The organism is Halomonas sp. DP4Y7-1 (assembly GCF_019800705.1).
GTDB classification, from domain to species: domain Bacteria; phylum Pseudomonadota; class Gammaproteobacteria; order Pseudomonadales; family Halomonadaceae; genus Halomonas; species Halomonas litopenaei_A.
Genome location: NZ_JAHVKS010000011.1, coordinates 72,883 through 94,494 on the forward strand (window position 1 = coordinate 72,883; position 21,612 = coordinate 94,494).

General features: G+C 60.6%; 17 protein-coding genes. 8 read left to right on the forward strand and 9 right to left on the reverse strand.

The genetic code is table 11. From position 1 onward, the window contains the following. Positions 1–21: 21 nt before the first annotated feature. Both KUV72_RS17915 and KUV72_RS17920 read right to left on the reverse strand, forming a co-directional pair. Positions 22–1,617 (reverse strand): solute:sodium symporter family transporter, encoded by a 1,596-nt coding sequence (locus KUV72_RS17915; RefSeq protein ID WP_222239283.1) that lies wholly within the window; start codon positions 1,615–1,617, stop codon positions 22–24. 360 nt (positions 1,618–1,977) lie between these two features. Beyond that, positions 1,978–2,199, reverse strand: a complete 222-nt coding sequence (locus tag KUV72_RS17920) for a hypothetical protein (RefSeq protein WP_222239284.1) — start codon at positions 2,197–2,199, stop codon at positions 1,978–1,980. A gap of 161 nt (positions 2,200–2,360) precedes the next feature. On the opposite strand from KUV72_RS17920, the gene KUV72_RS17925 reads away from it, so the two are divergent. Together KUV72_RS17925 and KUV72_RS17930 are read left to right on the forward strand one after the other, a co-directional pair. After that, positions 2,361–2,915 (forward strand): DUF924 family protein, encoded by a 555-nt coding sequence (locus KUV72_RS17925; protein WP_222239285.1) that lies wholly within the window; start codon positions 2,361–2,363, stop codon positions 2,913–2,915. A gap of 370 nt (positions 2,916–3,285) precedes the next feature. Then, positions 3,286–3,525, forward strand: a complete 240-nt coding sequence (locus KUV72_RS17930; protein ID WP_206944395.1) for a GlsB/YeaQ/YmgE family stress response membrane protein — start codon at positions 3,286–3,288, stop codon at positions 3,523–3,525. A gap of 1,302 nt (positions 3,526–4,827) precedes the next feature. Here the strand turns inward: KUV72_RS17930 and KUV72_RS17935 are convergent. From KUV72_RS17935 to KUV72_RS17945, 3 genes are all read right to left on the reverse strand, one after another. Then, positions 4,828–6,246, reverse strand: a complete 1,419-nt coding sequence (locus KUV72_RS17935) for an amidase (RefSeq protein WP_222239286.1) — start codon at positions 6,244–6,246, stop codon at positions 4,828–4,830. Between the two features lie 181 nt (positions 6,247–6,427). Further along, on the reverse strand, positions 6,428–7,720 hold the full coding sequence (locus tag KUV72_RS17940; protein ID WP_206944392.1) for an aspartate aminotransferase family protein: 1,293 nt from the start codon (positions 7,718–7,720) through the stop codon (positions 6,428–6,430). A 167-nt stretch (positions 7,721–7,887) separates the two neighbouring features. Next, complete coding sequence (locus tag KUV72_RS17945) at positions 7,888–9,327, reverse strand: NAD-dependent succinate-semialdehyde dehydrogenase (protein WP_222239287.1); 1,440 nt, start codon at positions 9,325–9,327, stop codon at positions 7,888–7,890. 369 nt (positions 9,328–9,696) lie between these two features. Here KUV72_RS17945 and KUV72_RS17950 point away from each other — a divergent pair, with 369 nt between their 5' ends. Then, positions 9,697–12,153 carry a DUF1266 domain-containing protein gene (locus tag KUV72_RS17950; protein WP_222239288.1) on the forward strand — a complete coding sequence of 819 codons (2,457 nt, stop codon included), beginning with the start codon at positions 9,697–9,699 and terminating at the stop codon, positions 12,151–12,153. Between the two features lie 352 nt (positions 12,154–12,505). Then, on the forward strand, positions 12,506–13,015 hold the full coding sequence (locus tag KUV72_RS17955) for a C40 family peptidase (RefSeq protein ID WP_261317556.1): 510 nt from the start codon (positions 12,506–12,508) through the stop codon (positions 13,013–13,015). 151 nt (positions 13,016–13,166) lie between these two features. Here KUV72_RS17955 and KUV72_RS17960 read toward each other — a convergent pair whose 3' ends face one another. Beyond that, the gene (locus KUV72_RS17960) at positions 13,167–14,054 is read right to left on the reverse strand and encodes a LysR family transcriptional regulator (RefSeq protein ID WP_222239289.1); all 888 of its coding nucleotides are present in this window, start codon (positions 14,052–14,054) and stop codon (positions 13,167–13,169) included. A gap of 87 nt (positions 14,055–14,141) precedes the next feature. Here KUV72_RS17960 and KUV72_RS17965 point away from each other — a divergent pair, with 87 nt between their 5' ends. After that, on the forward strand, positions 14,142–15,362 hold the full coding sequence (locus KUV72_RS17965; protein WP_222239290.1) for an MFS transporter: 1,221 nt from the start codon (positions 14,142–14,144) through the stop codon (positions 15,360–15,362). Between the two features lie 156 nt (positions 15,363–15,518). On the opposite strand, the gene msrA is transcribed toward KUV72_RS17965, so the two are convergent. Then, on the reverse strand, positions 15,519–16,160 hold the full coding sequence (gene msrA / locus KUV72_RS17970; RefSeq protein WP_222239291.1) for a peptide-methionine (S)-S-oxide reductase MsrA: 642 nt from the start codon (positions 16,158–16,160) through the stop codon (positions 15,519–15,521). 284 nt (positions 16,161–16,444) lie between these two features. Between msrA and KUV72_RS17975 the strand changes: the two genes are divergently transcribed. Beyond that, the gene (locus KUV72_RS17975) at positions 16,445–18,688 is read left to right on the forward strand and encodes an FAD-dependent oxidoreductase (protein WP_222239345.1); all 2,244 of its coding nucleotides are present in this window, start codon (positions 16,445–16,447) and stop codon (positions 18,686–18,688) included. 93 nt (positions 18,689–18,781) lie between these two features. Then, positions 18,782–19,420, forward strand: a complete 639-nt coding sequence (locus tag KUV72_RS17980; RefSeq protein ID WP_222239292.1) for a CDP-alcohol phosphatidyltransferase family protein — start codon at positions 18,782–18,784, stop codon at positions 19,418–19,420. Between the two features lie 354 nt (positions 19,421–19,774). Here the strand turns inward: KUV72_RS17980 and KUV72_RS17985 are convergent, their stop codons facing one another. Continuing rightward, positions 19,775–20,257, reverse strand: coding sequence for a peptidylprolyl isomerase (locus KUV72_RS17985; RefSeq protein ID WP_045992921.1), 483 nt, complete (start codon positions 20,255–20,257; stop codon positions 19,775–19,777). A 217-nt stretch (positions 20,258–20,474) separates the two neighbouring features. Here KUV72_RS17985 and KUV72_RS17990 point away from each other — a divergent pair, with 217 nt between their 5' ends. Continuing rightward, positions 20,475–20,750 carry a hypothetical protein gene (locus tag KUV72_RS17990; RefSeq protein ID WP_222239293.1) on the forward strand — a complete coding sequence of 92 codons (276 nt, stop codon included), beginning with the start codon at positions 20,475–20,477 and terminating at the stop codon, positions 20,748–20,750. A gap of 164 nt (positions 20,751–20,914) precedes the next feature. Here KUV72_RS17990 and KUV72_RS17995 read toward each other — a convergent pair whose 3' ends face one another. Next, positions 20,915–21,385 (reverse strand): glycine zipper 2TM domain-containing protein, encoded by a 471-nt coding sequence (locus tag KUV72_RS17995; RefSeq protein WP_222164235.1) that lies wholly within the window; start codon positions 21,383–21,385, stop codon positions 20,915–20,917. Positions 21,386–21,612 lie beyond the last annotated feature (227 nt).

Here is a 21,612-nt window from a genome sequence, read left to right on the forward strand (position 1 = left end):
GACTCGAGGGAGTGGGGGGCTTCAGCCAGCAAAGGCCACGTAGATGGCAATCACCAGTACGACCAGCAGGATGCCTGCGGGAACGGCGCCTTTCCAGGGTGTCAGATCCACGGCGCCGACGTCCTCCTGCTGCCAGGCTTCGGTGCGTGGGCGCCACTTGCCGATCAGCAGCATGATGACCACCAGCAACACGAAGACCAGCGCAACGAAATGGAATTCGTGCATCAGCACGGGCAGCTTGTTGAACGGGGGAATGAAGTAACCGGCAAAGATCATCAGACAGCCGCCGACCAGGGCGATCTTGGCGGCCATGGGCGGTACCCGCTTGGTCAGCAGGCCGACGACTACCACGGCAAGAATGGGGATGAAGTAGATGGCGTTCATTTTCTGCAGGTAGCCGAACAGGCTTTCCTGACCCGCCAGCAGGGGCGCAATAGTCATGGCCGAGATTGCCATGATCCAACCGAACACCTGGCTGGACCTGACCACCTGGGCCTCGCTGGCGTCCTTCTTGAGTACGGCCTTATAGAGGCCCAGGCTGAACAACGTCGTGGTAGAGTTCAGCGCCGAGTTGAAGGATGACAGGATGGCGCCAACCATCACCGCGGCAAAGAAGCCTGTCAGCGGCGCGGGCAGCACGTTAAAGACCAGGTGGCCGTATGCTTCGTCCGCCTTGATGCCCTGGTCGGCATACAGGTGATAGGCAATGATGCCGGGCAGGACCAGGTAAAGCGGACCCAGCAGCTTGAAGAAGCCCGTCAGCAGCACGCCTTTCTGGCCTTCGGCCAGGTTCTTGGCGGCAAAGGTGCGCTGGATGATCTGCTGGTTGGTGGTCCAGTAGAACACGTTGATGAGAAAGACCCCGGTGAACAGGGTAAAGAACGGTACGCTCTGGTCACTGCCCCCGATCGAGTTCATCTTCTCGGGGTTGGCCTGCTTGAGGATGTCCCAGCCGGCGAGAACGCCGCCACTGTCGCTGACGGCCTGCAAGCCGAAATAGACAATGACAAAGCCACCGACAAGTAGTCCGATGCCGTTGAGAGTATCGGACACGGCCACCGTGCGCAGGCCGCCGAACAGGGCATAGATGGAACCGATGATGCCGACAATCCATACCGTCAGCCATAGCAGCGTGGTACTGGATTCGATCCCGGTCAGTCCCGACAGGTCGAGCATCCCTTGCAGGCCGATCGCGCCGGAATACAGGATGATCGGCAGCAGCACCACCGCGTAGGCGATCAGGAAGATCACGTTGGTGATCAGCTGGGTGCCCTTGTCGAAGCGGATTTCCAACAGCTGGGGCAGGGTGGCGATCCCGCTCTTGAGGAAGCGCGGCAGAAAGAACAGTGCCAGCGCCACCAGTGCCATGACGGCGACCACTTCCCAGGCCATGACGCTAAGGCCATCGGTGAAGGCTGAGCCGTTCAAGCCCACCATCTGCTCCGTGGACAGGTTGGTCATCAGCAATGAGCCCGCAATCAGCGGGAAGGTCAGGCTGCGGCCAGCGAGAAAGAAGCCGCTGGTGCTGGAATGGTCGTCCCGGCGGGTGATCCGCCAGGTGATGAAGGCGACCAGGCCGGTAAAGAACAAAAAGGACGCAAAGGTCAGTAGGGGCATAGTGTCATCCTTGCAATCGTGTTCCGCGGTGGCGGCGTTCCCGCTGCGCGTGCCGTGGGGGGCGACGACGGTACTGGCCGACCAAGGGGTCAGTGGTAGCGTCCCCCGCCGGTGCTAACCGGTGGTCAAGGGTCCCGGGACGCTGTATGCAGTATTGCAGCTGTATCGCTTCACTTGATGATCGGTATCGAAATCGCCCCTGCACATGCTGGTCGCGATGGCGGAGCCAGCGCGGTCAGGCCGCCTGAGGTGAACGCGCTTTTCCGTTTCTTAAAGGATTAAGTTCGTCGATATAGTGCCTGTTGGCAGCATGTTGGCTAGTTTATGTGGCTATCACGCTCGAGCCATACATCTTTTGTCTTAGCCGTGTGGTTCCGGAAGAACTGCTGGAACCGGCATAGGCTCAACGATGCCAAATAGTTGCAGCAATGTAGGCGTTGCCGCAATGATGAATCCGCAGGCGGCCAGAAGCCGCCTTGGCCAGCGATGGGTGCGAGCGATATGCAGACCCAGCAGGCAGACGACCAGGCCAGACATATGAAAGACGACCGCCAGCGAGCGAAGCAGTTCGAAGGGTGTCATGGGTGATGGGATCCAGCAGGTGGGTGGCCGGGTGAGTCACGCGAGCGAACACACAATGCCATCTTGGCGCGTCGTGGTGGTAGACCATCATCCGGTGCCGGCGCCCTAATGCCGGTAGCCGGGCGCCAATGGCAGAGGATTTCTGGGAGGGGGAGAATGCCATGTCAGTAGCGGTAGCGCGAGCCGATGAGGTCATCGAGTTCTGGTTTCACACGTTGACGCCGCGGCAGTGGTTTGCCAAGGACGCCGACCTGGACCAACGCATGCGCGATGCGTTCAGTGCGACGCTGTCTGCTGCCGCGTCTGCCGAGACCTGGCAGTGGCGTACCTCGGCACGCGGGCGTTTGGCGGAAATCCTGGTCCTGGATCAGTTCTCGCGAAACATCCACCGTGATAGTGCGCTTGCCTTCGCCTGCGATGACCAGGCATTGGTGCTGGCGCAGGAGGCGGTGGCACAGGGGGCGGATCGGGTGCTGGATGTCGCCTGGCGTGCCTTTCTCTACATGCCCTACATGCACAGCGAGTCACTGCTGATACACGAGGAAGCCTTGCGCCTGTTTGACCAACCGGGACTGGAAAGCAATTTGCACCATGAGCACCGGCACCGGGAGGTACTGCTCCGCTTCGGTCGTTATCCTCAGCGCAACGCTGCCTTGGGGCGGCGTTCCACGCCAGAGGAAGAGGCGTTCCTCGCCGAGCCGGGAAATCGCTTCTGACGGTGACTCGGTGAGGCCAGAAGGCAGGCGAGGTGAGTGAGTGCTCGCAATCGGTGCGGGGCTGATGAAGGACAGGCATTGCGTTTTGCTGGTGGCTCCATGGTGGTGTGCTGTGGCGGTAGAGCACGGCTGTTGACCATCTAGGGTGGCCGCGGTAGGGGCTGCTGGTGCTTAGCCAGGCCTCCTCTTGCATGGCTAGAGATACAGATCGCTACTTTCGTATGCATGAATGTAATGGTATAGCTGTAAATGCATGGGCGATGGCCTCTAGGGCACGCCTGAAGGTCTTGCTCCTCGGCCAAGGGATCTGCCGCTGGGGGGCTTGTACCGCAGAACCGCAAGCTTTCATTCAGCGACGAAGGAGAACGCAATGGGCTTTATCGCGTGGTTGATCATTGGCGGACTGGCCGGTTGGATCGCAGGTAACATCATGCGTGGCGGTGGTTTCGGTCTGCTTGGCAATATCGGGGTTGGTGTCGTTGGTGCATTGATCGGTGGCCTGCTGTTTAGCCTGGTTGGGCTTTCCAGTGGAGGATTCATCGGCTCACTGGTGACGGCCGTGGTAGGTGCCGTGGTATTGCTGTGGGGCGTGGGAAAGCTACGAGGTTAGCGTTCACTCACGACCGTTGAGGGGTGATATGGCCTCATAAGGAGCGTCATCATCGCCCAAACGCCAAGGGCCCGGTGCATTGCACCGGGCCCTTGGCGTTTGGGCGGGCTAGGCATCTCGTTACGCCGGTTCTCTTGTTCACGCCATGGCTGCCCGGTAGGCGCTCTTCGCCATGACGCTTACCGCTGAGGCAGCGTTGCAGGGTGTTTCAAAGCAGCGATAGAGGTTTCGGCCCGTGGTCGACAGATGATGAAGGTCGCCGTTTACCTGGTCGGGGAGGCATGCGGTGACGATATTGCGCTGATATGCAGGATACCTGTCATCGGGCTATCCATAGTGAGTCATTTTTCGATTGGTCGCCTGCGGTCACCGCTCGAGCAGACTTGCTATCACTCGGTTGCTCCGTTTTTACTCGATGATAACGTGCACCATGATGTGTTCTTCAAGATAGGGTCCGGAGTTAGTCGTTAGTACAACGGCCTTGCTGACTAGGTGAAGCCGTGTATTCGTTGTTTCTGGCTAGCAAACTATGTCTTCCACGGTATGGGATAAGCTTCCAATTAATGACGTGGGGTAAAGTATGTGTGCTCATTAATATAGAGGTGGAACGCTTTCTTTGCCTCATGGGTTTTGATCTAGGTCAAGTTTGTGATGGTTATGTGTGGTGTGGTCGAGTTAGAGATTTGCATAGTCGATAGGCAGCCTGTGAAGGATACTTTCTCAAAATAGGCGAGGACGGTTGTGCTAGTGAGAAGTGGCCTCAGATGCTGCGCATACTCATGTTTACCAGGTTATTCCAAGAATAAGGAGTATCAAGTTGTGAGAAATTTTTTTATATTTATCATCGCGCTATGTTGTATTTTCTTGATTTCAGCATGCTCAATAGCCCATTCCGAAAATATCGGGCCGCATAAATACAGAGTGACGAGTAGTGGTAATGTTTGGGCATCAAAATCGGATCACATGGACAATGTGAGAGAAGAGGCTGAAGAGGTATGTGGCGACTCGAACTATACCATAACGGGAAATGAGGATGATGCATTCGTCTCATCTGTTCCTAGTGTGGTAAATGGTATTCCCATGAGGATTCCTTCGACAGGGCTCGTCGCGGAGTTTGAATGCCACTAAATCGCCAATCTGGTGGTGGAGAAAAGCGAAGGTCGGGATACCTTCGCTTTTCTCATACGCGTAGGGCGCTGGAAGGGGCTTGTCATTGGGTTAAGTGGTGGGTCTGAAGTGGCAGCGCCATTATGTTGTGTTTAAGTTTTGATCTCTTCCCTTGGCGTCGATGGCGAGCGCCCTTCAGCCTGCATGACGGGCGGGGTCAGGCAGGGAGGGAAAGCGGGGTGGGTGTGCCTGCAGGTAAGCGTGGCACGCCCTGAGCACCCTGACGTCATCGTACTTGCCTCCCGCCAGTTGAAAACCGACCGGCAGTCCCTGTTCGGTAAAGCCGCAGGGAACCGACGCTGCGGGCTGCTGACTGAGGTTGAAGGGGTAGGAGAAGGGCGCCCATTCCTCCCAGTCGCGCATGCCACTTCCCGGAGGCACCTGGTGGTGAATCTCGAAGGGACTGATGGGCACGGATGGGGTCATCAGCAGGTGATAGTCCTGATTGAACTGTTCCAGGCGCATCGTTAGGTCGGCCCGGGCGGCCTGCGCGCGGAAGAGCTCTACGGCCTTCCAGTCCTCTGCGCGCAAGGCATTCTCGTAAAGGCCGGGGTCCAGCTTGGCACGGTCGTCATCACTGAGCTGCGAGACCATCTCCAGTGAGGCGGTAAACCACAGTCGCTGAAAGATCCACAGGGGCGACGGGAGGTCTGGGTTGACCTCGCAGACCTCGGCACCCAAGGCTTCGAGGTGGTGAGCGGCCTCTCTGACCTTGGCGACGATCTGAGGGTCCACGTCGGCGAAGCCGAGATCGGTGGAGAAGGCGATGCGCAGACCGCGCAAGTCCTGGCCCAGGTCCTGGCCCCAGTCGCTCGGCTGACCTCGGGTAGCATAGGGGTCCACGTAGTCGTAGCGGCCAATGACGTTGAGCATGGCGGCGGCGTCTTCCACCGTGCGCGTGATCGGGCCGATATGGGAAAGCGTCGGGGCCTCCGCTGGCGGCCACTGCGGTGTCCAGCCAAAGCTTGGTTTGAAGCCGAAGACGCCGCAGAAGGCGGCGGGTATGCGAATGGAACCGCCAGAGTCGCCACCTTGATGCAGCACTCCCATGTTCAGGGCGGCAGCTGCGGCAGCACCTCCCGACGATCCGCCGGACGTCAGGCGAGTGTCCCAGGGGTTGCAGGTGGCACCGAACACGCGGTTATCGGTGACCGCCTTCCAGCCATCTTCCGGCGTGTTGGTCTTGCCCAGCAGAATAGCGCCGGCCTCTCTCAGTCGCCGGGCCGGTGGCGCATCAGTGTCACAGGGCTGACGAGATCCCAGCAGCGAGCCATTTGACGTTGGCATGCCCGCGACGTTGGTCAGGTCCTTGATGGAGACCGGTACGCCGTCGATGGGGCTGAGTGGCTTGCCTTGCCCCCATCGCCGTGCCGAGGCTGTTGCGGCTTTCTCGGCGCCTTCGGCATCGATATAGGTGTAGGCATTAACGGTCGGGTTAAAGCGTTCAATCCTGGACAGAGCGGTTCGAGTCGCTTCCAGCGGTGAGACGCTGCCATTGCGGTAATGTTCCGTCAGTGCCGCAACGCCCATATTGCCTAGTTCATCCTCTTGCATGGTCGGGTCCCTCGCGTCCATGAGTGAGGCTTTACCGTAGCTTGTTTGGGCACGTTTTTTCCAATCTGGCTGCCCGCAAGGGCGAGCATTGCTGCTGTTTCACTGCCCCCAAACAACAACGCCACCGGCATCAGCCGGTGGCGTCGAGGCATGACGACGGTGGGCCGTCAGTGTCTGAGCATTACGCCGTGGCGGCGGCAGTGCTGCCCAGCATGGCCTTGAGGTCGTTCTCGATGATGCCAAGGCCTTCTTCGAGAACCGCGTCCTCGATGGTGACCGGCATGAGGAAGCGGATGGTGTTACCGAACATGCCGCAAGACAGCAGGATCAGGCCGTTCTCGCGAGCGCGCTTGCACAGTTCAGCGGCCAGCTCGGGGGCCGGCTGACCATCCTTGCCGTTCAGTTCGAAGGCGGCCATGGAACCGAGGTTGCGGGGGTGCACGACAGCGTCAAATGTCTCGGCCCACTGGGCGAAACGTTGTGCCAGCTTGTCACCCAGCGCGCGGCTCTTGGCCAGGATATCCTCTTCTTCGAACACCTCTAGTACCGCCAGGGTGGCGGCGCAGGACACTGGGCTACCGGCATAGGTGCCACCCAGCGAGTTGGCGCCGGAGGCGTCCATGTGCTTGTCAGTGCCGACCACAGCTGAGATCGGCATGCCCGCTGCCATGCTCTTGGCCATGGTCATCAGGTCGGGCTGAACGCCGCTGTGTTCGATGGCAAACATTTTTCCGGTACGACCGAAGCCGCTCTGAACTTCGTCGATGATCATCAGAATGCCGTGCTCGTCGCAGATCTCGCGAATCTTCTCGAGGAAGCTCTGCGGAGCCGGGTAGAAGCCACCTTCGCCCAGCACAGGCTCAAGCACGATGGCCGCGGTGTCGGCCGGGTTGGCGTCGGTCTTCAGTACCATCTTCAGGCGACGAATGGCTTCCTCTTCGCTGATGCCGTGCTCAGCGACCGGGTAGCCGGCGCGGAAGACGCAGCCCGGCATGGTGCCGAAGTCGTTGGCATAGGGAGCCACCTTGCCGTTCATGGCCATGGTCATGAAGGTACGGCCGTGGTAGCCACCGTCGAAGCAGATGACGTTGTTGCGGCCGGTCGCGGCACGCGCAATCTTGACCGCGTTTTCCAGCGCTTCGGCGCCGGAGTTGGCGAGCATGACCTTGGCATCGCCGCGCACCGGGGTGATCTCGGCCAGCTTCTCGGCCACTTTGACGTAGCCTTCATAGGGCATCACGGTCTGGCAGGTGTGCATCACCTTGTCCAGCTGGTCCTTGACCGCCTGGACCACCTTGGGGTGGCAGTGACCAATATTGAGGACGCCAATGCCGCCGGCGAAGTCAATGAAACGGTTGCCGTCGGCGTCCCACAGTTCCGCATTCTTGGCATGGTCTGCGAAGGCGGTCGCGGGGCTGGCGGCACCCTTGGCCACGTACTTTTGCTTGAGTTCGTTCAGTTGTGCGTTGGACATCTTCAGACTCCTTGTGCCTGCAGTGTGGAGAGAGTGTGTTCAGGGTAGACGTTAACGACAGGACGCGCAGTGCGCGTCCCGGCATATTATGTGGTGAGGATGCACGGTCTAACTCAAGTGTTCCTCTGGTGTTCGTGGCATGAGGCAGACGGCTGGTCGCCCGGCTTTCACAGGCCGCCGACGCAGGCGTACTTGAGTTCGGTGTATTCGTCGAGGCCATGGCGCGAACCCTCGCGACCAAGACCCGACTCCTTGACGCCCCCGAAGGGCGCGAGTTCGGTAGACAGGATGCCTTCGTTGATGGCGACCATGCCGTACTCCAGCTGCTCCATGGTGCGCCAGATGCGACGGTAATCGCTGGCGTAGAAGTAGGCAGCCAGGCCGAACTCGGTATCATTGGCCATGGCGATGGCCTCATCGTCACTGCTGAAGCGGAAGATGGGGGCCAACGGGCCGAAGGTTTCTTCCTTGGCCACGCGCATGGCGGTGGTGACATCGGCCAGCACCGTGGGCTGGAAGAAGGTGCCTTCCAGAGCTTCACCACCGGTCACCAGACGCGCACCCTTGTCGAGGGCGTCAGCGATATGCGATTGCACCTTGTCCACCGCGGCCGCGTTGATCAGCGGGCCCTGGACCACGCCTTCTTCCAGGCCGTTGCCCACCTTGAGCTGGGCAACGCGCTTGCCCAGCTTTTCGACGAAGGCATCGTACACCCCGTCTTGAACCAGGAAGCGGTTGGTACACACACAGGTCTGACCGGAGTTGCGGTACTTGGAGGCAATGGCGCCCTCCACGGCTGCGTCCAGGTCAGCGTCATCAAAGACGATGAAGGGAGCGTTGCCACCTAGCTCCATGGAAGCCTTCTTGACGGTATCTGCGCATTGGGCCAGCAGAATCTTGCCTACCGGAGTAGAGCCGGTGAAAGACACCTTGCGCACTCTAGCGTCACCGGTCAGCACGGGGCCCACTTCGCGAGGCGAGCTGGAGGTCACGATATTGATGACACCAGCGGGGATGCCGACCTCTTCTGCCAGCTTGGCCAGCGCCAGGGCGGTCAGAGGGGTCGCCTCCGCCGGCTTCACCACCACGGTGCAGCCCGCTGCCAGAGCAGGGGCGCACTTGCGGGTGATCATGGCCAGCGGAAAGTTCCACGGGGTGATGGCAGCGACCACGCCGACCGGTTCACGGAATACCAGAATGCGCTTGTCCTGGCCGTGGCCTGGCAGCGTCTCGCCGGCGATGCGCTTGGCTTCCTCGGCATAGAACTCGACAAAGGCAGCCCCGTAGGCCACTTCGCCGCGAGACTCTGCCAGCGGCTTGCCTTGCTCAAGGGTCATCAGCTCGGCGAGGGCTTCCTGATGGTCCATGATCGCGTTGAACCAGGCGCGTAGCAGCGCGGAGCGCTCCTTGGCGGTCTTGCGCTTCCAGCCAGCCCAGGCCTGATCAGCGGCGCCGATGGCCTCTTTCACCTCATCGGCACCGAGGTCCGGTACTTCTGCCAGAACGGCACCCGTGGCGGGATTGGTCACACTGAAGCGACGGTCGGTGGTACGCCATTGGCCGCCGATGTATGCCTTGTCGATAATCAGGTCCTGAGCGTTGGACATGGGGGGCTCCGCGAAAGTCAGGGAATAGGTGTTATCTCATGATTGACGAGTGTGCATTATTTGAAACATGGCGCCAAGGGGCGTGATCATAATTTTTTACGGCTGTTTGAAGAATCCGGTGGAAGCGCACAGCACGACCATCGTTCACCCCTCGAACAGGACATTGGCATCGGCGCGACGAGCAGTTTCCGGTACACTATGTCGCCGTCTTGTTGCCACCGCCTGCGACGTTGGCTCTGCGGCCACTGCGGGGTTGCCTGTCGACAAGCACGGTTGTGTAGAGACGGCGACGCAACATAGTGAAGAGTGAAACGCCGTAGCAGGCTTCTGCCGGGCCGGCCGGATATTCGTGTTCCAGCGAGGTGAGACTTGGTTGATCCGCTCAATGCCTGGTGGGCGCAGCAACTGGTGCTGTGTGACTGGGCTTTCATGCCTGACCCTTTGACGTTGCCGGAAGAGGCGGCGCTTGAGCGCCTGGCTGCCATTGAAGTGGTGGATCGAGGTGAGCTGGCCTGGCGTCTGCTTGAGCTGGATGCGGCCGGTCATGCATCCGCATCGCAATTGCTGGCGTCTCTGGAGCTGATTGCGCTGGGTGGGGCGGCCGGTTGGCTGACAGCCGATGTCGCCCGGTCCTGGGCCGTCAATCGCTGCCGCGAGATTCAGCGCCGCTACGACAGCCTGGATGATTGGCTTGAGGCCCTGTGCGAGGCGCGTGGTCGGGAAGGCTGGTTGCACGGCGACGAAGGTTTGCTCGATGCCTGCCGAGCCTTGTCCAAGCTGGAAGGCGAGGGGGCTGGTATCACCTGGCCACTGCTGGAGCAGGGCCTCGCCCAGGCATCTGTCGGGCCGTTATGGCCGGATAGTCCCGAGGATCGTGTCTGGCGCTTGCGTGCTGCCTTCTCTCCCGTGCTGGTCACGCCAGCCAGTCAGCACGACTGGCAGGGTGTCGATACCTGGCTGGCTGAGGTCTGGCAGATTCATTGTGTCGAGGATCTTGAGCGGGCGCTGCTCTGGCTGACGAGCCAAGGCGACCGGCAGGGGTGGGATATCGACGCCTCGCGACTGATGAGTGTCAGCACCGCAGAGCGACAGGCTTGGTGTGAAGGTCTCGGCCCCCAGGAGCGTGCCTACGGCCGCCTACTGTGCCGTTACATCGACCAGGGCGAGCCGCTGGAGTGGGCCGCCTGGGACTGGCTGCGTGCGGTGGACCTGGCCTGGGCGGGCGCCTGCATGGGCTGGCTGTCCCCCAGCGACGCAGCTCTGATGGCCTATCACGCTGCCGACCTGGTGCAGCGTCGTTACAGTGATTGGAGCGCGTTGGCACGGTCCTACCAGCGGGGGCGTGGGTTGTTCGAAGGTCAGGACCGGCTTCCCAGCTTGGCCGCTGACTCGCAATGGCTGATGGGCTCTCCCCTGAGCCCCTGGCAGGACAGTCTGGCGGAGCTGCTGGACGAAGGCATGATTGAGGCCTCACGCGAGGCCGCCCGTGGCTTTCGTCTATCGCCGCGGCACTGGGTGCTCGCCCTGGCCTCGGTGCGCGAGCCCGAACTGGCTGCGCGCCAAGGGCCGCCGCCGACACTGGTGCAGTCCCGCCGAGATGAAGCCCGCAAGTATCTGGTCGAGACGCTGGACCTGCATCCGGACGAAGGGGCCCGGGCATTGGTTCGCTACTGGTTACCGGCCCAGGCCCACCATCTTAACCAACTGGCGGCCGACGCTGCCCATCGTGCCTTGCCCTCCGCCCGAACCCCCTTTGGTGATGCGCCCGCTGGCGACATCTCCGGACGTGACGGATTGGCCAAGGCCACGCGCCACTCGGCCACCATTCATATGGCGGAAAAGTACGCTTTCTACCTGTTGATGAGCATGGATAGTGAGCAGTTTGATGCTGCCAGTCTTGAGGAAATGGCGGCAGCACTGCGTGATGTCCTGTGCCGTTTTTACAGTTCGCCAAAGCGGCTACTCGAAGCGTGGGCGACCTGGGACAGTCTGCTACCGGAGCCTGAACAGCCGACGTTGAGTCATGAGATTCGCTGGCACCTGGACGATCCTGGCAGTCTGTTTCATTGGCTGACCTGGCAGGGCGGGGACTGGCGAGAGCCGGGAGAGCGGCCCAGTCTGATGCATTTTACGGCGCTGTCTCTGGTCGGACCTTTGAATACCGCCTCCTGGAGTCTGCCTCAGCCAGAGAGCGATCGTGAGGGTGCGTCGATCCGCGATTGGATCGATGGCCATTACGGGCTGCACACGGCGACGGAGCTGATCGATTTCGTGCGCTTTCTGCTCGATGTGGGAGATCGTCAGGAGTATCAGATCAACTATGCGCCCTACACCCTGAATGCCGCGCGCTTGAACTCCGAGATTGCCACTCTTGAGTCCGGGGAGTGCAATGAGGAGGAGCGTAATCACCTGCTGCGCCTGCTGCGTGTTCGCGACAATGCCGACCATTGCAACGATATCGACATGTGTGCCTGGGATCTGGCACAGGCCGTCGACCTTGCCATTGCCGGTCGACAGCTTGGGTGGCTGGCACAGCCAGACTTTCTGGCCCTGCTTGAACGGGCCTATCAGTTGGCATCTACCCACTATGCCGGCTGGCAGGACTACGCAAGAGGGCTGTACGCAGGATTCTCGTTCTTCATGGGTGAGACGCCAGAGCGTGAGTCATTTCTGGCCAGTTTTCGACAGGCTTTGATCGCCTGGTTGTCGGGAGCTCCACCCCTCGCGGGAACCTGGGCGAGCCTGGACTTTCCGGGGGCGCGCCCGCGACACTGGGCACCTCTGCATATTGATACTTTGCCGGGAGATGGTCGAACCCTGCACTGATCGTCTTGGAACAACAGAAAAAAAGTGCCAAAAAATTGTCCTGATCTATCGTCATAACAGATTATTTTGGCTACTATCCATGAGAACTTTCGTCAGGCCCCCCGTAAAGAAGGGGGTCGTCGATCCACTAGCGTAGCTGAGGGTATTGTGGCAGTGGCACTAGTGCGTCACTTCCACAGGGGCTCTTGGGCGCCGGATCTGTCGTCAGCGGGTCCGGTTCAGGGAATGAGGTGTGTGTCGCATGAGCGTCGCCCAGACCTGCCGCGTGACAGCGGCTATGATGATGCTTGGCCTGTTGGTCGGATGTGCGAGTCAACAGGATACTGCCCAGAACGATTATTTCAGCAGAGACATGCCGACATTGGCGGAGCGAGCCGCCTCGCGAATGTCACCGGTTGAAGTGCCCAATACCGGCGGCAGCTTCCTGGATGATCCAGCCGCCGCGATTCGTGAGGCCCTGATGGCAGAACACGATCGTTGGGCGGGAACGCCCTATCGGTTTGGTGGCACCAACATGAGTGGCATCGACTGTTCGGCGCTGGTGCAGAACATTTTCAGCGACGCCTTCCAGGTTGAGCTTCCCCGAACTACCGGCAGCCAGCTTCACATGGGCGAACCCATCACTCGCGATCAGCTGTCCCCCGGTGATCTCGTCTTCTTCAAGCCTCCTGGCAATCGTCATGTCGGCATCTACGTCGGGCAGGGGCGTTTTCTGCACGCGTCTTCTTCACGCGGTGTCATGATTTCCAAGCTCGACAACAGCTACTGGCGCCGCTATTACTGGCAGGCGCGCCGCCCGCTCGAGCCGACACATCTGAGCATGCGACAGTTTGCCTACAACCCGGCACAGTTTGGCGGCTGATAGCGCTTGATGGCGGACAATCGGCTGCTCAGGTCGCTGGTTATGGCCTGCGCCCCATGATGCTGTCCTGTGAATCGTGAGATGGACATAAAAGAGGCAAGCCTGATGGCTTGCCTCTTTTATGTCGTCAACTCTACAGCTTGCGGCTTGGTCATAGCCCGTGGCGGTTGGCCAGTGCGTAGTCGATGAAGGCCCGTTCGGCGCGCGACAGGTACCCCTGGGGCTGCCAGGCGAGGGACAAGGTCAACATGGCTGGCGGCGAAAAGGACACGGCGGCTAGGTCGTCTTCGTCCACGACCCGACGCAGAAATGTGGTGATGCCGAAGCCTTGGCGCACGATAGCCTTGGTCAGCGGAATCAGGTTGGATTGAAACGCCAGTTGAGGTGCCATACCAAGCTGGCGGGCCATGGCGTCCACAAACTCTCGATGAAAGTAGCCGTCCTGAAACAGCACCAGCGGCTGTGACAGAAACTCCGCTGCACTGACCTGGCCTTGTGACACAAAAGGATGGTCGCGAGGGGCACAGATCACCATTTCTTCACACAGCAGGGTTTCCGTCTCCAGGTCGTGATTCGTGCCGTCTTCCACCACGATGCCTAAATCCAGTTCCCGCTCCTTGATCAGGGCTTGCAGGCGGCGTGCGCCTGCCTCGATGACGGTCATGCGGATGCCGGGATGACGCGCGGCAAATCCCATCAGCAGCGGGGGCAGGTAATAGGAGCCCAGCATGGAAGGAATGCCGATGCGGACCTCACCCTTGACCAGGCCCTTGAGTTCCCGCATGGCGAGCTCCGTGGCGCTGGCATCGTCAAGAAGACGCCTCGCATGCTGCAGCAGCACCTCACCCTCTGGAGTCAGCTGTATGGGGCGTTCCTGACGTTTGAACAGCGGCGTATCCAGGCGTTGTTCCAGTGAAGCGATGGTCTGGCTGACGGCAGATTGGGCTACATGTCGCGCACGAGCGGCAGCGCTGAAGCCGCCATGGTCGACCACGGCAACGAAAACAGCCAGCGACCTGAGATCAAAGGGTAGACTCATAAGTCAATCTGATGGTGAGCATCATTTTCTTCTGTTGGTGTGATGGAAGTGAAGCATGGATGATAGCGTTTGCCAAAGGAGACTTTCATGATTCATGCCGATACGCCCACCTGGCGCAGAGCGACACTGGCTCTGTGTCTGGGTTCCATGCTGGTGTTCATCAACCTGTATGCACCCCAGCCCTTGCTGCCCATGTTGCGAGAGGCATATGGTGCATCGACCTTGATGATCGGCCTGGTCATGTCCTTGGCAACGTTGACGCTGGCCTTGTCATTGTTGGTATATGGCCCGCTATCCGACGCCATTGGGCGCGGTGCGATCATGAAGGTCAGTCTGGCCGCGGTGGGTTTGGCGACGCTGTTGATTGCCTTTGTTCCGGGGCTGGAGAGCCTGCTGGCTGCCAGGGTGCTGCAGGGGCTTGCGCTGGGCGGTTTGCCGGCCGTCGCCATTGCATGGATGGGGGACGAATTTTCCCCTCAGGCCATGACCCGTGCGGTAGGACTGTATATCGCCGCCAACACCCTGGGAGGTATCGGCGGGCGCATCCTGGGCGGCGTCATCGGTGAGTGGCAGGGGGTGCAGGCAAGTTTCGTTTCGGTGGCGGTGGTCACGCTGGCAGGCACGATGTTGTTCTGGTGGTTGCTGCCTGCCGCCAGGAGCTTCAAGCCCCAGCCATTTCGCGTGTCCAGCGCGGTGCAACAGATGAGGTCGCATCTTGGCAATCCATGGCTGTGGCCGGCCTATCTGATTGGGGGGCTGAACTTTCTGGTATTCATCAACCAGTACAGTTACATGACGTTCCGTTTGGCAGAATCCCCGTTTCTGCTTGGCCCTCGCTGGCTGGGGCTGCTGTTCCTTACCTATCTGGGCGGCACCCTTGGCTCGACCCTGTCAGCCCGGGTGGTCGCCAGGCTTGGTGCGCCGGGCACCATGCTGCTGGGAATCGGGATCGTGAGTGTGGGGCTGGGAGTGACGCTGGTCGAGTCCCTCAGCGTGATCGTGCTGGCGCTGATGGTCAGTGCCTTTGGCTTCTTTCTGTGCCATGCGACCGCATCAGGCTGGGTCGGGCGCCAGGCCAAGACGGGACGGGGCAGCGCGTCGGCGCTTTACCTGGTCTTCTACTATCTGGGTGCGAGCCTGGGGCCGCTATGGCTGGAGCCATTTTGGCTGTGGCAGGGGTGGACCGGTGTGATCGGCGCCAGCTGGTGGGTACTTGCCGTGACGGGATGGCTGAGCTGGCGCTTGTGTCGGCGTCAGCGGCAAGAAGAAGCACGCAACATCGCCGTGGCGACGTCCGGCAGTCATTAGCCGGCCGGCGCCACCCGCCACCTTTCTGCCGTATAGACCTGCTGGCCAAGAGCTGTCAGGAAGACAGCGTCCCCTCTCGTCCACGTCGGTCGAGAGGGGCCGTGAGGGTAATGGGCTCCTGCAGAGGAGCCCCAGAGCGGCCTTCATGGCAAGGGCTCAGGAGGTCGCCTGTTGACCCGGGGTCGTGTGGGGCATGGCTTCTTCGCCCCAGATCTCCTTGAGGCGATCCGGGCGACCGCATGCGTTCTTGTAGAAGGTGTAGCGAACCTTGTTGTTCTGATAGTAGTTCTGGTGATAGTCCTCGGCCGGATAGAAGGTGCCAGGGTCTTCGATCAGGGTCTCGATAGGCTGATCAAAGCGTTCGGCGATGGCGTCTCGGCTTGCTTGCGCCTGGCTGCGCTGCTCGTCGTTCAGCGGCAGCAATGAAGAGCGATAGGTGTCACCTTCGTCACAGAACTGCCGATTGGCGACAAAGGGATCAATGTTACGCCAGTAGACGTAGAGCAGGTCTTCGTAGTCGAGCTTGTCGGTGTCGTAAGTGACTTGCACGACTTCCACGTAGCCGGTCCCCCCAGCGCTGACCGCCTGATAGGTCGGGTTCTCTGTGTTCCCGGCGGCAAAGCCCGATACGGTCGCCTCGACGCCGTCGATCTTGTCGAACGCTTCTTCCATGCACCAGAAACAGCCCCCACCAAAGATAGCCGTCTGCTGATCGGCAAAGGCCGCGGGGGCTGTCAGCGTGGCACCAGTCAACATGCCGGCAACAATGACGCTTCGTGGGATCAGGGGAATTCGCATCAATTCACTCCGTTTAGTGTCCAGGGTGCAGGTGACCTTCCGCAGGTTTGGTCAGTGTGGCAGGTCCTTCCTTACAGGACGACTCAGCTAAATTCAGAATCTTTGCATTTTCAGCCGTAAGGCTAGGGCGGCTATCCGCGACATAGCCGCTGCTGCTAACCTCGAAGGCATCGTGATGCCTTGGCCCTGAGCCAGCGAGAAGCGTCTTGCTACTGAAGCACGGCGAGATCGTGACGTCTGTTGCCCAGGCCCCTGTGCCCTACCGAGTCGAGAAGGAGAGACGGGTGACCCGTAAAAAATGGATATTGCTGGCAGTGATCGCTCTCGCGGTTGTCTGCTTCTTCGCCACCGGCGCCAACGATGCCTTTACCCTGGAGGCCATCAAGTCGCAGCAAGCGCAGTTTCAGCAGTGGTTCCATGACGATCCATGGACCGTGGCGGGAGGCTTTTTCGCGATCTACGTACTGATGGCTGCCCTGTCGCTGCCAGGGGCGGGATTGCTGACACTGCTGGCCGGTGCACTGTTTGGTTTCTGGGCTGGGCTGTTGCTGGTGTCGTTTGCCAGTTCGCTGGGCGCAACGTTGGCGGCACTGATTGCCCGGACGTTGCTGCGCCAGAGCCTGGAAACGCGCTTTTCCCGGCAGCTCTCGCGGATCAATGCCGGCATTGATCGAGAGGGCCCTTTTTATCTCTTCACCCTGCGTCTTATCCCCATCTTTCCTTTCTTTGTGATCAACCTGGTGGTGGGGCTGACCCGGATGCGTCTGCCGACCTTCTACTGGGTCAGCCAGCTTGGCATGTTGCCGGGAACCGCCGTGTTCGTGAACGCCGGGCGTGAGCTCGGGGATCTGGATTCGTTGTCGGGGATTCTGTCGCCGGGTCTGGTGTTGTCGTTCGTGCTGATTGGCCTGTTCCCTTGGCTTGCCAAGGCGCTGGTGGGCGTGCTCAAGCGTCGTCGCCTGGCGTCAGCCTATCAGCGTCCAGCTCGCTTCGATCGCGATATCGTGGTCATCGGGGCGGGGTCTGCTGGCCTGGTAGCGAGCTATATCGCGGCGGCGGTGAAGGCCAAGGTGACACTTGTCGAACGCCATCGCATGGGGGGCGACTGTCTCAATACGGGCTGCGTTCCGTCCAAGGCATTGATCCGCGCCGCCCGGGCGGCGGAGGACATCCGTCGGGCGCCTGCCTATGGCGTAAGCGCTGGCGAGCCCCAGGTAGATTTCGCCGCGGTGATGGGGCATGTACACGGTGCCATCGCTGAGGTGGAGCCCCATGACAGCCCTGAGCGTTATCGGGGGCTTGGTGTGGATGTGGTCGAGGGGGAGGCTCGGCTTCTTGACCCCTGGCGCGTGCAGGTGGGGGAGCAGGTGCTGACCACGCGGCATGTCATTATTGCCAGCGGCGCGCGGCCCAGGGTTCCGCCGCTTCCGGGAATCGACGACATTGAGGTGTTGACGTCGGATAACCTGTGGCAGTTGACCTCGCTGCCCAAGCGACTGGTCGTGCTGGGGGGAGGTCCGATCGGCAGCGAGCTGGGGCAGAGTTTCGCTCGGCTGGGCAGTCAGGTCTCGCTGGTCGAAATGGGGCCTCAACTGCTGCCCCGTGAGGATTCGGATGTGGCGCGTGAAGCGGCAGCCGGGCTTGAAGCCAGCGGTGTGCACCTGTATCTGTCGACCCGAGCGCTCAAGGTGCTGGCAGGCGATAACGGCGAGCACCGTCTTGAGGTAGAGATCAACGACGGTGGAGAGACCCGTATTGAGCACTTGGCCTTTGACCAGCTGCTGGTGGCGGTGGGGCGCCAGGCGAACGTAGAGGGGTTGGGCCTCGAGGCGCTAGGCGTAGGCACTCGCGATAATGGCACCCTGGATGTGGACGGTGGTCTGCAGTCCATTCTGCCGAATGTCTGGGCGTGTGGTGATGTGGTCGGGCCTTTCCAGTTGACCCATGCCAGCGCCCACCAGGCGTGGCATGCCACCGTCAACGCGCTGTTCGGTGAATTCAAGCGATTCACGGTGAGCTACAAGGCACTGCCCGCCGTGACCTTCTGTGACCCTGAAGTGGCCAGGGTCGGTCTCAACGAGCGTGAGGCCGAGGAACAGGGCGTAGCCTTCGAGGTGACGCGCTATGAACTGTCAGAACTGGACAGGGCCATCGCTGAAGGTGACACGACTGGCTTCGTCAAGGTGCTGACCGTACCTGGCAAGGACCGCATCCTTGGGGCAACCATTGTGGGTGCCGGAGCAGGAGAGATGCTGGCGGAATTCACTCTAGCGATGACGCGTGGCATCGGGCTCAACAAGCTGCTGGGGACCATTCACCCTTATCCGACCCACTCCGAAGCGGTCAAGGCGGCCGCTGGTGTCTGGAAGAATGCCCATAAGCCCGAACGTGTGCTTGGCTACCTTGAGCGTTACTTCCGCTGGCGTAGAGGTGGCGCCGAGGCGGATCAGGCCGCGTCATCCGGGGAGGCCGACGCGGTGACCAAGTCGGACGGTGCGACGCGAGCTGCCAACGATACCGCGGCCTAGTCCCTGACGAGCGAGTCACTCAAGAGCGCACGGCGGAGGTTTCCGCCGTGCGCCTTTTCACCCTTGATACCCTTCCTCTTACCGAGACTGATAATGCTAGATCGCTGGACCATGCCGAAAACCCAAGGGCCCCTGAAGCCTCTGGTCACACTGCTTCAGCGTGCCCAGGTACGCCCAGATCACGTGACCTTGGCAGGCTTCGCCATCGGCATGATGGCGCTGCCGTTGCTGGCGATTCAGGCCTACGGTTGGGCGCTGCTGGCAATTGTCTTGAATCGTGTGGCAGACGGTCTCGATGGAGCTCTGGCGCGCCGCTTGAACAGTGCGTCCGATGCGGGAGGTTTTCTCGATATCGGCCTCGACTTCGTTTTCTATGCGAGCGTCGTGCTGGGGTTTGCTCTGGCCGATAGCGAGCAGAATGCGCTGCCGGCGGCCTTGTTGCTGTTCGCTTTCATCGGCACGGGGACATCATTTCTGGCCTTCGCCATCATGGCGGCCCGACATGATCTGGAGCGTCCACGCTTTCAGCGCAAAGCCTTCTATTACCTCCACGGATTGACCGAGGGTACCGAAACCGTGCTGGCGTTGATCGCCTTTTGTCTGTGGCCCGGTCACTTCCCGACGTTGGCGGTCGTCTTTGCAGGGGCGTGTCTGCTGACGACGGCCACGCGACTCTGGGGTGGTTATCACACCCTGAAGGCGATCTCACCCCAGTCATCGCCCAATCCCTGATCGCGCGTCGCCACTATTCCCGTAAAGGCAGGGCAGCGACAGGAAGGGGAGGCGACCTAAGGGGCCGTCCTATCGTCACCATAGGGCGGCAACAGGGTAACGACTGGGTAGCGAAAGGGTAGCGAAAGGCTAACAACAGGGCAGCGCTAACAGGCATTGAGCGCCAGCAGGGAGAAGACGCCAGCGCGGGCCTTCTGCTGAGCAGTGCCCAGACATGCAAAAGGACAGCCTAAGCTGTCCTTTGCTGCCCTATCAGGGCTAAGCCGATTCGCTGATCCTGGGATCTAGCGCTGGCTCAATATGCCGCGATGTCGCTGCGGGTAAAGCGCAGCAGCGCGGTGATCGTGGCGAGCCTTAGTGCTCGTGGCCGCCTTCACCGTGCACGTGGCCGTGCTCGATTTCTTCCTGGCTAGCCTCACGAACTTCGGCGATCTCCACGTCGAAGTTCAGGTTTTGGCCTGCCAGCGGATGGTTGCCGTCAACGGTAACCGTATCGCCTTCCACCTGGGTCACGGTGACCATCAGCGGACCGCCCTGGGTCTGGGCTTGGAACTGCATGCCCGGCTCGATGCTCTCGACGCCCTGGAAGGCATCGCGCGGCACTTCCTGGACCAGTTGCTCCTGGACCTCACCGTAACCTTCGGCGGGAGCGACCTTGGCGTTGACCTTGTCGCCCGCGGCCTTGCCTTCGAGTTCCTTTTCCAGACCCGGAATAATGTTGCCGGCGCCGTGGAGGTAGGTCAGCGGCTCGCGGCCTTCCGAGCTGTCCAGCACTTCACCTGCGTCATTGGTCAGGGTGTAGTGGAACGCGACAACGGAATTCTGCGCAATTTGCATTGATGAACCTTTGGTGAGTGCGTGTGAGGACGCATGGTAACGCGACGGTGCGGGGGCTGTCAGGGGAATGGGACATTTTTCACCTTACGTGGTCATATCCTGAGCAGGATTCACGCGGGTGCCCACCCATGGTGCTGTTGCGCAGTGCCGATGGTGGGGATACCCTCAGGGGAGATTTTTCATCCTGCCTTCCACGCTGTTTTTGCGGAGCTACGATATGACATCGCTACTTATCTGGGTGCTGGCCTTTGCGGTATTGCTGGCGGTTATGATCAAGTCCTGGGAGAAAGGGCTTGGGTGCGTGCTCGACGGGCTGTTGCCGTCGGTACTGCGCAGTGACGACGATCGCTGGATCTGGTGCCCGGCCCTGGCGGTTCTGGGCGCTACCTTTATCGTCTTCCCCATCGATATGCTGATGACCATGCTGGTGATTGGCGTCATTGCTCTGGTGGCCTGCAAGCTGGGCTGCTGGGTCATGGGCAAGGTGCACTGACCCAGTTCTGTGACGCCCTGAAGGCGGAAGGGGCGTTAGGCTGTCGATGGTGAAGTGCCTGCCAAGCGCACGCGAGATACACAAACACCCCATAGCGTCGCTATGGGGTGTTTGCATGTTGGCTTGGTCTAATGGCGGGAGGAGGCCATCTCAAGCATGTCGGCTCAGTAGGGAGCAACGCTCTGGCGTGAACCACTGCCAATCAAGCGGACGCGCTGACCGACCTGGAAGGCCTGATCTGCTTTCTGCACGATGACGACGGTCTGGCCAGTGTCCTTGCGAATCTCCATCTCCCAGGCATCGGTGCGGTTGACGCCTTTTTCGATTTGGTTACCTGCGACTGCACCGCCGATGGCGCCCGCGGCAGTGGCGATGGTGCGGCCGGAGCCTCCGCCGACCTGGTTGCCGAGAAGACCACCGATGATGGCACCACCGCCGGTGCCGAGAATGCCACTGGCAGCGCTGTCGCCTTGAATCTGCACGCGGCGCAGGGCGGTGATGGTGCCGACCTGGACATTCTGGGCTGTCTGCGCCTGATTGCCAGAGTAAACGTTGCCGGAGTATTGGTTGGTGGCAGTACAGCCTGCCAGCGTCAGAGCGCTGATGGCGAGGACGGGCAGCAGTGTGATCTTCATGGGTGTTCTCCTTGAATGCAGTTGCGTCGCAGCAGGGCGTTCTGCCCGGGATGATGGCGTAGCCCTTGGCTTGCGAAACGCTGTTCGATAATAGTCTAGTGCCTCATTAGAAGCTATCACAGGGTTTTGGTTCCCGCTTACCGGGCCACTCCCGACGCTTGTTGGGCCGAAAGCGCCCCAGCGGTGACTCGCCGTCGATAAGGTAATGTCGCAGTGCTGGCGCTTTC